Source organism: Pseudomonas sp. LBUM1649, assembly GCF_059716155.1.
The window spans coordinates 1,714,243-1,727,107 of record NZ_CP166807.1 but is presented as its reverse complement, the minus strand read 5'-3'; the positions used below and the strand labels follow the sequence as shown (position 1 = coordinate 1,727,107).

At 60.2% G+C, this 12,865-nt stretch carries 11 protein-coding genes and 1 pseudogene; 9 read left to right on the top strand and 3 right to left on the bottom strand.

Annotated features, from left to right (window positions below; genetic code table 11):
* Positions 1–39 precede the first annotated feature (39 nt).
* Entirely contained in the window at positions 40–954 is a 915-nt protein-coding gene (locus ACA058_RS07995) for a DUF808 domain-containing protein (RefSeq protein WP_497638606.1), read from the bottom strand.
* Between the two features lie 134 nt (positions 955–1,088).
* Here ACA058_RS07995 and ACA058_RS07990 point away from each other — a divergent pair, with 134 nt between their 5' ends.
* Positions 1,089–1,694, top strand: coding sequence for a TetR/AcrR family transcriptional regulator (locus ACA058_RS07990; protein WP_497638605.1), 606 nt, complete (start codon positions 1,089–1,091; stop codon positions 1,692–1,694).
* A 109-nt stretch (positions 1,695–1,803) separates the two neighbouring features.
* Here the strand turns inward: ACA058_RS07990 and ACA058_RS07985 are convergent.
* Positions 1,804–2,260: pseudogene (locus ACA058_RS07985) on the bottom strand (REP-associated tyrosine transposase).
* Between the two features lie 181 nt (positions 2,261–2,441).
* The gene (locus ACA058_RS07980; RefSeq protein WP_497638604.1) at positions 2,442–2,882 is read right to left on the bottom strand and encodes a GlcG/HbpS family heme-binding protein; all 441 of its coding nucleotides are present in this window, start codon (positions 2,880–2,882) and stop codon (positions 2,442–2,444) included.
* A gap of 268 nt (positions 2,883–3,150) precedes the next feature.
* On the opposite strand from ACA058_RS07980, the gene gcl reads away from it, so the two are divergent.
* The 8 genes from gcl (at position 3,151) to ACA058_RS07940 (ending at position 12,777) form a co-directional block, all read left to right on the top strand.
* The gene (gcl, locus tag ACA058_RS07975; protein WP_497638603.1) at positions 3,151–4,926 is read left to right on the top strand and encodes a glyoxylate carboligase; all 1,776 of its coding nucleotides are present in this window, start codon (positions 3,151–3,153) and stop codon (positions 4,924–4,926) included.
* A 134-nt stretch (positions 4,927–5,060) separates the two neighbouring features.
* Positions 5,061–5,843, top strand: a complete 783-nt coding sequence (gene hyi / locus ACA058_RS07970) for a hydroxypyruvate isomerase (protein WP_497638602.1) — start codon at positions 5,061–5,063, stop codon at positions 5,841–5,843.
* 190 nt (positions 5,844–6,033) lie between these two features.
* Complete coding sequence (locus tag ACA058_RS07965) at positions 6,034–6,927, top strand: 2-hydroxy-3-oxopropionate reductase (protein WP_497638601.1); 894 nt, start codon at positions 6,034–6,036, stop codon at positions 6,925–6,927.
* A 156-nt stretch (positions 6,928–7,083) separates the two neighbouring features.
* Positions 7,084–8,364 carry a glycerate kinase type-2 family protein gene (locus ACA058_RS07960; protein WP_497638600.1) on the top strand — a complete coding sequence of 427 codons (1,281 nt, stop codon included), beginning with the start codon at positions 7,084–7,086 and terminating at the stop codon, positions 8,362–8,364.
* Positions 8,354–9,769 (top strand): pyruvate kinase, encoded by a 1,416-nt coding sequence (gene pyk / locus ACA058_RS07955; RefSeq protein WP_497638599.1) that lies wholly within the window; start codon positions 8,354–8,356, stop codon positions 9,767–9,769. Before ACA058_RS07960 ends, pyk begins: the two co-directional genes overlap by 11 nt.
* Positions 9,770–9,917: 148 nt before the next feature.
* Entirely contained in the window at positions 9,918–10,832 is a 915-nt protein-coding gene (locus ACA058_RS07950; RefSeq protein WP_497638598.1) for an urea transporter, read from the top strand.
* A gap of 21 nt (positions 10,833–10,853) precedes the next feature.
* Positions 10,854–11,678 (top strand): ion transporter, encoded by an 825-nt coding sequence (locus ACA058_RS07945; RefSeq protein ID WP_497638597.1) that lies wholly within the window; start codon positions 10,854–10,856, stop codon positions 11,676–11,678.
* A 103-nt stretch (positions 11,679–11,781) separates the two neighbouring features.
* Positions 11,782–12,777: a sulfate ABC transporter substrate-binding protein gene (locus ACA058_RS07940; RefSeq protein ID WP_497638596.1), complete on the top strand. Its 996-nt coding sequence runs from the start codon at positions 11,782–11,784 to the stop codon at positions 12,775–12,777.
* The last annotated feature ends 88 nt before the right edge of the window (positions 12,778–12,865 follow it).

The following is a 12,865-nucleotide window of genomic DNA, read 5'->3' as shown; positions in this document are numbered from 1 at the left end:
GCTCCCACAGTTGTTATGTGTCGCTGTAAGTCCCTGGCCTTAGCCTTTCAGGGTCTTCCAGATTTTGCTAACAACCATCACCCCAACCAACACCACCGCCCCCGCCACAATCCCCGCCACCGCATTGAGCAGCGTCGGCACAATAAACCCGGCACCGCCCGCGCCTGCGCTGACACTTTCGATCCAGTGATGCACCACCGGAACACCGTGGGTAAGGATGCCGCCACCGACCAGGAACATTGCCGCCGTACCGATCACCGATAGGCTTTTCATCATGTACGGCGCCGCGCGCAGAATGCCGCCGCCTATGCTTTTGGCCATCTGCCCCGGCTTCTGGGTCAGCCACAGTCCCAGGTCATCGAGCTTGACGATGCCCGCTACCAACCCGTAAACGCCGACAGTCATGACGATGGCGATACCCGAGAGCACGATGACTTGCTGGGTCAGCGCCGAATCGGCCACGACGCCAAGGGTGATGGCGATGATTTCCGCCGAAAGAATGAAGTCGGTACGGATCGCGCCCTTGATCTTGTCCTTTTCGAACGCCACCAGATCGACCGCCGGATCCGCCACTGCCTCTACCAGGTCGGCATGTTCGGCCTGGTCTTCAGCCTTGCTGTGCAGGAACTTGTGAGCGAGCTTCTCGAACCCTTCGAAGCATAGGTAAGCGCCACCGACCATCAACAACGGCGTGACCAGCCACGGGATGAACGCGCTGATGGCCAATGCCGACGGCACCAGAATCAGTTTGTTGACGAACGAGCCTTTGGCGACCGCCCAAACCACCGGTATTTCCCGCTCGGCACGCACGCCGCTGACCTGCTGGGCATTGAGTGCCAGATCATCGCCCAGTACCCCGGCGGTCTTCTTGGCGGCCATTTTGGTCATCAACGCCACATCGTCCAGCACGGCGGCGATGTCGTCGATCAACACGAGCAAACTGCTTCCTGCCATGAATCGGCTTTCCTTCTTGAATGAATGCCGTGCAGCATAGCGCGGCCTGACGCCGCACGGAGCATTCTTGAGCGTCGCCGAAGGCCGGTGCTACCATGCGCAACCGCCAGTACAGGCAAGGAACCCCCTGGTTTATGAGCACCATACGCGAGCGCAACAAACAACTGATCCTGCGTGCCGCCAGTGAAGAATTTGCCGACAAGGGCTTCGCTGCGACCAAAACCAGTGACATCGCAGCCAAGGCGGGATTACCCAAGCCCAACGTCTACTACTACTTCAAATCCAAGGAAAACCTCTATCGCGAGGTCCTGGAAAGCATCATCGAGCCGATTCTGCAGGCCTCGACGCCGTTCAACCCCGACGGGGTGCCCAGTGAAGTGCTGAGCGGCTACATCCGCTCGAAAATCCGCATCTCTCGCGACCTGCCCTTCGCCTCCAAGGTGTTCGCCAGTGAAATCATGCACGGCGCCCCGCACCTGAGCCCCGATCTGGTCGAACAGCTCAATGGCCAAGCCAAGCACAATATCGACTGCATCCAGACCTGGATCGACCGTGGCCAGATAGCGCCAATCGACCCCAATCACCTGATGTTCAGCATCTGGGCCGCGACCCAGACCTACGCCGACTTCGACTGGCAAATCACCGCCATCACCGGCAAGGCCAAGCTGGATGAAGAGGATTATGAAGCGGCGGCGCAGACGATTATTCGGTTGGTGCTCAAGGGGTGCGAGCCGGACTGATACTCCGCGGCGTAGCCATCGCGAGCAGGCTCACTCCCACAGCGAGTTTGCTTGCACACCACCATTGTGGGAGCGAGCCTGCTCGCGAAGAAGGCAACTCGGTTCCAGCTCAAACCCAAATCGCATCCCACAGCGGATAGTCGCCAAGCCGCTCGACTAACCCTGCCCTTAGCGGGTTGGCCACAATGTACCGAGCCATTTTTACCAAATCTTCATCACGGCGCAGTGCTCGGTCATGAAAGCCTTGCTGCCACAGACTGATCTGACGGCCAGTGGACAGATTGATCGCCTTGGTGCTTAAGGATTTGGTCCTTTGCATCAGCTCACTCAATGATCCCCGCTGCAGATCGATTAGCCAGTGAAAATGATCCGGCATGACTACCCATGCCAGAGAGTCCACTAGTCCTGAGTTTTGTGCTTGGCGAAATTGATGAACAAAACCTGCCCAAAGTGAAATCGGCAAAAATTGGTTCTCGATCAAGTGTGTTGGTGGTGAGTAGATAGATTCGATTGGGCTCGGTAAAGCGGCCCGCTCTCAAGCGATGTGAAGCGGCTAAATCAGGCATTCCTTTGCCTCTCTCATGATGGGGTCATGAAAAGGCTAGTCCTGGAAATGCCGGATCGTCATGCAGACTTTTAGCTTGATGTGTCTGGAAGAATGCCTTCGCGAGCAGGCTCGCTCCCACAGTGGATCTACTGTGCAAGTAAATCTCTTGCTCGCGAAAGCGATGGATCAATCACCAAAGATTAAGCAGTAGCCCCCGCATCCGCCCTCAACCCCAACGCCTCGATCGCATTGATCGCGCACTGCTCATCAACATCCGACAGATCCCCGCTGATCCCCACCGCCCCCAGCACGTTCCCCTCCTGATCCCTAATCAACACACCACCCGGTGCCGGCACGACGCTGCCCTGCCCCAGGCTATTCAATGCGGCGATAAACGCCGGGCGCTGTTGGGCGTCCAGGGCCAGCAGGCGTGAGCCTTTGCCCAGCGCGATGGCGCCCCAGGCTTTGCCAATGGCGACTTGCGGGCGCAGCAGGCTGGCGCCGTCCTCGCGTTGCAAGGTAATCAGATGCCCGCCAGCATCCAGTACCGCGATGGCCAGGGGCGCGGCTGAGATTGCCCGTGCAGCTGTGATGGCCTCGTTGACCAGGGTGACTGCGACTTTCAAGGTTAAAGCGCTCATGGTGCCGTCCTCATTTTGTTTTTCGGAAAGTCGGTGGACTGCTTCGTTGTGCCGCAGGCCGATGCAACAAATAGAACACAATGAATTATTTTTTTGTATACAATAATTATCGAAAAGCGTCACATGCGACGAAAAGCCACAGTAGACCGGGCTTCCGACGAATGAAACAACCGCTTGAGAAAATGGATTGACCTGCGCCGTCCGCCGTGAATACACTCTGCGCAAAGCCACTTGTATACAATTACAAAACGTAAAGAGGCACAAAACCATGAGCAAAATGAGAGCAATCGAAGCCGCCGTTCTGGTGATGCGCCGTGAAGGGGTTGATACCGCTTTTGGCATCCCCGGTGCCGCCATCAACCCGCTGTACTCCGCCCTGCAAAAGGTCGGCGGCATCGATCACGTACTCGCTCGCCACGTTGAAGGCGCCTCGCACATGGCCGAGGGCTACACCCGCACCAAGGCCGGCAACATCGGCGTGTGCATCGGCACTTCGGGACCTGCCGGTACCGACATGGTCACCGGGCTGTACAGCGCCTCGGCCGACTCGATTCCCATCCTCTGCATCACTGGCCAGGCACCCCGCGCCCGTCTGCACAAGGAAGACTTCCAGGCTGTCGACATCACCAGCATCGTCAAGCCAGTGACCAAGTGGGCGACCACCGTGCTCGAACCGGGCCAAGTGCCTTACGCGTTCCAGAAAGCGTTCTTTGAGATGCGCTCCGGCCGCCCAGGCCCAGTGCTGATCGACCTGCCGTTCGACGTACAGATGGCCGAGATCGAATTCGACATCGATGCCTACCAGCCGCTGCCGCTGGCCAAGCCAACCGCGACCCGCATTCAGGTGGAAAAAGCCCTGGCTCTGTTGGATCAGGCCGAGCGCCCATTGCTGGTGGCCGGTGGCGGCATCATCAATGCCGATGCCAGCGACCTGCTGGTGGAATTCGCCGAGCTGACCGGCATCCCGGTCATCCCGACCCTGATGGGCTGGGGCACCATCCCCGACGATCACCCGTTGATGGTCGGCATGGTTGGCCTGCAAACCTCGCACCGTTATGGCAACGCCACGATGCTCAAATCCGACGTGGTGCTGGGCATCGGTAACCGTTGGGCCAACCGCCACACCGGTTCGGTTGACGTATACACCGAAGGCCGCAAGTTCATTCACGTCGACATCGAAGGCACGCAGATCGGCCGCGTATTCACCCCGGACCTGGGCATCGTGTCCGATGCCGCCGCCGCGCTGACCGTTTTCATCGAAGTCGCTCGCGAGTGGCAAGCTGCCGGCAAGCTGAAAAACCGCAGCGCCTGGCTGCAAGACTGCCAGCAGCGCAAAGCCAGCCTGCAGCGCAAGACTCACTTCGACAATGTGCCGGTCAAGCCGCAGCGCGTCTACGAAGAGATGAACCAGGTGTTCGGCAAGGACACTTGCTACGTCAGCACCATCGGTCTGTCGCAGATTGCCGGCGCGCAGTTCCTGCACGTCTACAAGCCGCGCCACTGGATCAACTGCGGTCAGGCAGGCCCTCTGGGCTGGACCATTCCTGCCGCGCTGGGCGTGGTCAAGGCTGACCCGAACCGCAAAGTCGTGGCCCTTTCGGGGGACTATGACTTCCAGTTCATGATCGAAGAATTGGCAGTGGGCGCGCAGTTCAAGCTGCCGTACATTCATGTGGTGGTAAACAACTCGTACCTGGGTCTGATCCGTCAGGCGCAGCGCGGCTTCGACATGGATTACTGCGTACAGCTGTCGTTCGACAACCTGAACGCTCCGGAGCTCAACGGTTATGGTGTCGACCACGTCGCGGTTGCCGAAGGTCTCGGCTGCAAGGCGCTGCGAGTCTTCGAACCGGCTCAGATCCAGCCTGCCCTGCGCAAAGCCCAGGAGCTGATCGAAGAGTTCAAGGTGCCGGTGATCGTCGAGATTATCCTGGAGCGCGTAACCAACATTTCCATGGGCACCGAGATCAACGCCGTCAACGAATTCGAAGACCTGGCGCTGGTCGGTAACGATGCACCGACTGCGATTTCGTTGCTCGATTAATGATCGTTACCCCTGTGGGAGCGAGCCTGCTCGCGAAGGGGGCGGCACAGTCAGCATCGATGTTGTCTGACACACCGCTTTCGCGAGCAGGCTCGCTCCCACACGGGGCCCTCACAAATTTACGGGAGACCACCATGCCGCGTTTCGCAGCCAACTTGTCCATGCTGTTCACCGAACAGGACTTTCTCGCCCGTTTCGAAGCGGCCGCCAAGGCCGGTTTCAGTGGTGTCGAGTACCTGTTCCCGTACGACTTCAGCTCTGCCGAAATCAAGGCCAAGCTCGACGTCAACGGTCTGACCCAAGTGCTGTTCAACCTGCCGGCCGGCGACTGGGCCAAGGGCGAGCGCGGTATCGCCTGCCTGCCGGATCGGGTTGAAGAGTTCCGCGCCGGTGTCGACCTGGCGATCGCCTACGCACAAGTGCTGGGCAACACCCAGGTCAACTGCCTGGCCGGCATCCGCCCACAAGGCGTTGACGATGCCACCGTGGAAAAAACCTTCGTCGCCAACCTCAAGTACGCGGCCGACAAGCTGCAAGCGGCAGGTATCAAACTGGTGATGGAGGCGATCAACACCCGCGATATCCCGGGTTTCTACCTCAACAACACGGCGCAAGCCCTGTCGATCCGCGAGCAGGTCGGCAGCGCCAACCTGTTCCTGCAATACGACATCTATCACATGCAAATCATGGAGGGCGACCTGGCCCGCACCCTGCAATCGCACTTGGGCGAAATCAACCATGTGCAGTTGGCAGACAACCCAGGGCGCAACGAACCGGGTACCGGTGAAATCAACTACCGCTTCCTGTTCGAACACCTGGACCGCATCGGGTATCAGGGCTGGGTCGGTTGCGAATACAAGCCGCTGACCACTACGGAAGCGGGTTTGGGCTGGTTGAAAACCCATAACGCAATCTGAGATTGAGTTGGGCCCTTGTGGCGAGGGGATTTATCCCCGTTCGGCTGCGCAGCAGTCGTAAAACCTGCACATGCGGACTGACTGATTCACAACAAAAGGCAGCTTCGCTGCCCCACGGGGATAAATCCCCTCGCCACAAAATGCTCATCGGCCAGAGCCGGGAGCAAGACAAAAACAAGAGGATTTTCTCATGGCTAAAATCGGATTTATCGGCACCGGCATCATGGGCCACCCAATGGCGGCGAACCTGCAAAAAGCCGGTCACAGCCTGTTCCTGTCGGCGCACCACGACGCCGCCCCCGCCGACCTGGTCGCCGCCGGCGCCGTCGCCCTGGCGAACCCGAAAGAAGTCGCCCAGGAAGCCGAATTCATCATCGTCATGGTCCCGGACACCCCGCAGGTCGATGACGTGCTGTTCCGTGCCGACGGCGTGGCTGCCGGTATCGGCAAAGGCAAAGTGGTGATCGACATGAGCTCGATCTCGCCGACCGCCACCAAGGCCTTCGCCGCCAAGATCAACGAAAAAGGCGCCCAGTACCTCGACGCACCAGTGTCCGGCGGTGAAGTCGGTGCCAAGGCGGCGTCCCTGAGCATCATGGTCGGCGGCGATGCCGATGCCTTCGAACGCGCGCTGCCGCTGTTCCAGGCCATGGGCAAGAACATCACCCTGGTCGGCGGCAACGGTGACGGTCAAACCGCCAAAGTGGCGAACCAGATCATTGTCGCGCTGAACATCCAGGCGGTGGCCGAAGCCCTGCTGTTCGCTGCCAAGAACGGTGCCGATCCAGCCAAGGTGCGTGAAGCACTGATGGGCGGTTTCGCTTCGTCGAAGATCCTCGAAGTACACGGCGAGCGCATGATCAAGGGCACCTTCGATCCAGGCTTCCGCATCAGCCTGCACCAGAAGGACCTGAACCTGGCACTGCAAGGCGCCAAGGAGCTGAACATCAACCTGCCGAACACTGCCAACGCCCAGCAAGTGTTCAGCACTTGCGCGGCCATCGGTGGCAGCAACTGGGACCACTCGGCACTGATCAAGGGCCTGGAACACATGGCGAATTTCTCGATTCGCGATAAGAACTAAGCCCTGCCCGGTATTGATCGTTCCCACGCTCTGCGTGGGAACGCATCCCGGGACGCTCCGCGTCCCTGCCGAAGCGGACGCGGAGCGTCCATTGAGGCATTCCCACGCAGAGCGTGGGAACGATAACCCAAATAACAAGAATTCCGGGAGCCCGCCATGTCGGTCGATCCGCAACAATTCCTGCGCCAGCTGTTCGCCACAGCCATCGACGCGGCCCATCCGCAGCAAGTCCTCGAAGCCCATCTGCCTGCCGACCGCAGCGGTCGGGTGATCGTCATCGGCGCCGGTAAAGCCGCAGCCGCCATGGCCCAGGTGGTCGAGCGTTGCTGGCAGGGTGAAGTATCCGGTCTGGTGGTGACGCGTTACGGTCATGGCGCCCCCTGCGAAAAAATCGAAGTGGTCGAAGCCGCGCATCCGGTTCCGGACGCAGCCGGTCTGGCCGTGGCCAAACGCGTGCTGGAACTGGTCAGCGACCTCAACGAAGAAGACCGCGTGATCTTCCTGCTTTCCGGCGGTGGCTCTGCGCTGCTCGCACTTCCAGCCGAAGGCATCACCCTGGCCGACAAGCAATCGATCAACAAAGCCCTGCTCAAATCCGGCGCGACCATTGGCGAGATGAATTGCGTACGCAAACATCTCTCGGCGATCAAGGGCGGCCGCCTCGGCAAGGCTTGCTGGCCCGCCACTGTTTATACCTATGCGATTTCCGATGTGCCGGGCGACCTCGCCACGGTCATCGCCTCCGGCCCCACTGTGGCCGACCCGAGCACTTCGGCCGAAGCGCTGGCGATCCTCAAGCGCTACGCCATCGACGTGCCAGCCTCCGTGCGTAGCTGGCTGCAAAGCCCGGAATCAGAGACGGTAAAACCCGGCGATCCGAGCGTGGCCCGCAGTCACTTCCAGCTGGTCGCCCGCCCGCAGCAATCCCTGGAAGCCGCCGCGGTGAAGTGCCGTCAGGCCGGTTACAGTCCGTTGATCCTGGGTGACCTGGAAGGTGAGTCCCGGGAAGTGGCGAAAGTCCACGCTGGCATCGCCCGGCAGATCGTCCAGCACGGTCAGCCGCTGGCCGCGCCCTGCGTGATTCTCTCTGGTGGCGAAACCACGGTCACCGTTCGCGGCAACGGCCGTGGCGGGCGCAACGCCGAGTTCCTGCTCAGCCTGACCGACAGCCTCAAGGGCTTGCCCGGCGTCTATGCCCTGGCCGGTGACACCGATGGCATCGACGGTTCCGAAGACAACGCCGGGGCAATCATGACCCCGGACAGTTACGCCCGCGCCGCCGCCCTCGGTTTGAGCGCCAGCGACGAGTTGGACAACAACAATGGTTACGGCTATTTCGAGGCGCTGGACGCACTGATCGTCACCGAGCCGACCCGCACCAACGTCAACGACTTCCGCGCCATTCTGATCCTTGAGAGCCCTAAACATGACGCCTGACAAAAAGGTCAAGATCCTCGCCACCCTCGGCCCCGCCACCAACGGGATCGATGACATTCGTGAACTGGTGCAGGCCGGGGTCAATATCTTTCGCCTGAACTTCAGCCACGGCGATCACGCGGACCACGCCAAGCGCTATCAGTGGATTCGTGAAGTCGAGCGCCAGCTGAATTATCCGCTGGGCATTCTGATGGACCTGCAAGGGCCGAAATTGCGGGTGGGCAAGTTCGCCGAGGGCAAAGTGCAGCTGCATCGCGGTCAGGCCCTGCGCCTGGACCTCGATGCCACGCCGGGCGATGAACGCCGGGTCAACCTGCCGCACCCGGAAATCATCGCTGCGCTGGAGCCGGGCATGGACCTGCTGCTGGACGACGGCAAGCTGCGCCTGCGGGTGGTCACCCAGTACGCCGACGCCATCGACACCACCGTGCTCAATGGCGGCGAACTGTCGGACCGCAAGGGCGTAAACGTGCCGCAAGCGGTGCTCGACCTGAGCCCGCTGACCGCCAAGGATCGCCGCGACTTGAGCTTTGGCCTCGAACTGGGGGTGGACTGGGTGGCGCTGTCGTTCGTTCAGCGTCCGGAGGACATTCGCGAAGCCCGTGCCCTGATCGGCGACAAGGCGTTCCTGATGGCCAAGATCGAGAAGCCGTCAGCGGTCACGCAATTGCGCGAAATCGCCGAATTGAGCGACGCGATCATGGTCGCCCGCGGTGACCTGGGTGTGGAAGTGCCGGCCGAAAGCGTGCCGCAGATCCAGAAAAACATCATCAGCACCTGTCGCCAGCTGGGCAAGCCGGTGGTGGTGGCGACGCAGATGCTCGAATCGATGCGTTTCTCCCCGGCGCCAACCCGCGCCGAAGTCACCGATGTCGCCAATGCGGTGGCCGAAGGTGCCGACGCGGTGATGCTGTCGGCGGAAACCGCCTCCGGCGAATACCCGCTCGAAGCCGTGCAGATGATGAGCAAGATCATCCGCCAGGTGGAAAACGGCCCGGACTATCAGACCCAGCTGGACGTCAGCCGACCGAAAGCCGAAGCCACTGTTTCCGATGCGATCAGCTGCGCGATTCGTCGTATCAGTAATGTGTTGCCGGTGGCGGTATTGGTTAACTACAGCGAATCAGGCACCTCGAGTTTGCGCGCTGCACGGGAACGGCCGACGGTGCCGATCCTCAACCTGACGCCGAACCGGCAAACCGCTCGTCGCCTGACCGTGGCGTGGGGTGTGCACTCGGTGGTCAACGATCGCCTGCGCCAGGTGGATGAAGTGTGCTCTACGGCGCTGGAAATTGCCCAGGCCCAGGGCATGGCGCAGCGTGGCGATACGTTATTGATCACCGCGGGTGTGCCGTTTGGGCAGCCGGGGTCGACTAACTCTTTGCGTATCGAGACGTTGATCTAGAGCGCCCATACCGGCCTCATCGCGAGCAGGCTCGCTCCCACAGTTGATTTGTGTTCACCACAAATTCAATGACTGAACAGAGATTCAATGTGGGAGCGAGCTTGCTCGCGATGCAGGCAACTCGGTCCCACTGACTTTCAGACCTGCCATGCCTGCCAACCACTTCAACACCCACTGCCCCGACTGGGCCGAAGCTTTGCTCAACGGCTTCAGCCAGATCTTCCTCCAGCGCCATCCGCTGTTTGGTCTGCTGTGCCTGCTCGCCATTCTGTTTACCGCGCCAGCCTTGCTCGGCGGTGCGTTGCTCGGCGGCGTCGCCGGGTTGCTCACCGCGCAACGTCGCGGCTACGCCAAGGCCGATCGCCAGGCCGGACTCTTCAGTTACAACGGTGTCTTGCTAGGCTTGCTGCTTAGCCTGTATTTCCCATGGTCGGCGATGTTGCCGCCGCTGATCATCGCCGCTGGCGGCCTGAGTGCCATGCTCACGCAACAGTGGCTAAAACGCGTGCGGGTCAGCCAATACCTCCCCGCCTACACCACGCCATTCGTAGTGTTGAGCTGGTTGCTGCTGTGCTTCGCCACGCCCTCGACCGAGGCGAATCTGATCGAGGTCAGCACGCTGAACATGCTCGCCGCCCCCCTCAAAGGCCTCGGCCAAGTGATGTTCCTCGGTCATCCGCTGGCCGGTGCAATGATTGCCGCCGGTTTGCTGATCGCTGATCGTCGCGCCTTCTGCTGGGCGTTGTTGGCGTCTGTTGCGGGCATGGGCTGGAGCCTGCTGCACCACGATTTCTACACCGCACTGCTGGGCCTGGGTGGCTATAACGCCGTGCTCGCCGCCCTCGCCTTCAGCGCGCAGCGCCAGCAGCCGTGGCTGCCACTGGTCGGTATTGGATTCGCGCTGCTACTGACGCCGATGTTTGCCGCTATCGGCCTGCCCACGCTGACCGCGCCATTCATCCTCGCCTGCTGGCTGATCCGCTCGGCTGCTCAAGTGCTCGGCAAAGCCATGGGCGCTAGTGCGCCTTGCGCTCCTGGGGAGAATCAACCTAGGCTGCGCTGATCATTGAGTCAGGCGTTATCCATGGACAGCAACAAGAACTGGCGTGAAGACCTTTACGTCATGATTTTCCAGAGCGACACCAAGGCTGGTCGGCGTTTCGACGGCATATTGCTGTTGATCATCTTCGCCAGCCTGGTGATCGTGATGCTCGACAGCATCGATACCGTTCACCGAAACTACGCCGACGTGCTGGCGTATATCGAGTGGGGCTTCACCGTCATCTTCGCCATCGAATATGGCCTGCGTCTGTACTGTTCGCCCAAGCCCCTGCGCTACGCCTTCAGCTTCTATGGGCTGGTGGATTTGCTGGCGATCGTGCCCGGCATCCTTGCGCTGTATTACGCCGATGCGCAGTACCTGTTGATTATCCGGGTCATCCGGATGCTGCGGATTTTCCGCGTGTTCAAGCTCAGCCCTTACCTGAAACAAGCCAACTACCTGATGTCCGCACTGCGCGGCAGCAAGCAGAAAATCGTGGTGTTTCTGGTGAGTGTCTGCACCCTGGTGACAGTGTTCGGCACGCTGATGTACGTGATCGAAGGCCCGGAGCACGGCTTTACCAGCATCCCCAAAGGCATCTACTGGGCCATCGTGACGCTGACCACCGTGGGCTTCGGCGACATCGTGCCGAAAACGCCATTGGGCCAGGTGGTTTCCTCGCTGGTCATGATCACCGGTTACTCGATCATCGCCGTGCCGACCGGTATTTTCACCGCCGAACTGGCCAACGCCATGCGTGGCGAACAGCTGCAACACGATTGCCCGGTTTGCCGCAAAAGCAACCACGAACACGGCGCCGCGTTCTGTTCCCGTTGCGGCAATGCACTTTTCAAGAAACTGGAATAAGCAAAGTGCTTTTTAATCTTTAAAGGCCTATGCAAGCCCGGCTATAGTCGCTGGCAAATTGCCCCACTTTTCAATAAAAACTCTTACGAACAAGGAATGCGCAGTGAAAAAAATCTTTGGCGCCTCACTTTTGGCCGCTGGCCTGGCACTGTCCAGCATGGCTCAGGCCGCACCGACCCTGCTCAACGTTTCCTACGACGTGATGCGCGATTTCTACAAGGACTACAACACTGCGTTCCAGAAACACTGGCAAGCCGAACACAACGAAAACATCACCCTGCAGATGTCCTTCGGTGGTTCCAGCAAACAGGCGCGTTCGGTCATCGATGGCCTGCCCGCTGACGTGATCACCATGAACATGGCTACCGACATCAACGCCCTGGCCGACAACGGTAAACTGGTCCCGGACAACTGGGTCACCCGCCTGCCGAACAACAGCGCGCCGTTCACTTCGGCCACCGTGTTCATCGTCCGCAAAGGCAACCCGAAAGCCCTGAAAGACTGGCCGGACCTGCTCAAGGACGGTGTGCAAGTCATCGTGCCAAACCCGAAAACTTCAGGTAACGGCCGCTACACCTACCTCTCGGCTTGGGGCTACGTGCTGAAAAACGGCGGCGACGAGAACAAGGCCAAAGACTTCGTCGGCAAACTGTTCAAGCAAGCCCCGGTGCTGGATACCGGTGGCCGCGCCGCTACGACGACCTTCATGACCAACCAGATCGGCGACGTGCTGGTGACCTTCGAAAATGAAGCGGAAATGATCGCCCGCGAGTTTGGCCGCGATCAGTTCGAAGTCATCTACCCAAGCGTCTCCGCCGAAGCCGAGCCACCGGTGTCGGTGGTTGACAAGACCGTCGACAAGAAAGGCACCCGCACCGCCGCCGAGGAATACCTGAAGTACCTGTGGTCACCGCAAGGCCAGGAAATCGCCGCCGCCAACTACCTGCGTCCGCGTGACCCGGCCGTTCTGGCCAAGTACACCGACCGCTTCCCGAAAGTGGACTTCCTGTCGGTCGAGAAAACCTTCGGTGACTGGCGCACCGTGCAGAAAACCCACTTCAATGATGGCGGGATTTTCGACCAGATTTACGCCCAGTAAAACCTGAACGCCACCCTGTGGGAGCGAGCCTGCTCGCGAAAAACGCCGGGACGACGCGGGCATTCAGACAGCCCGCGTCTTCGTTGAC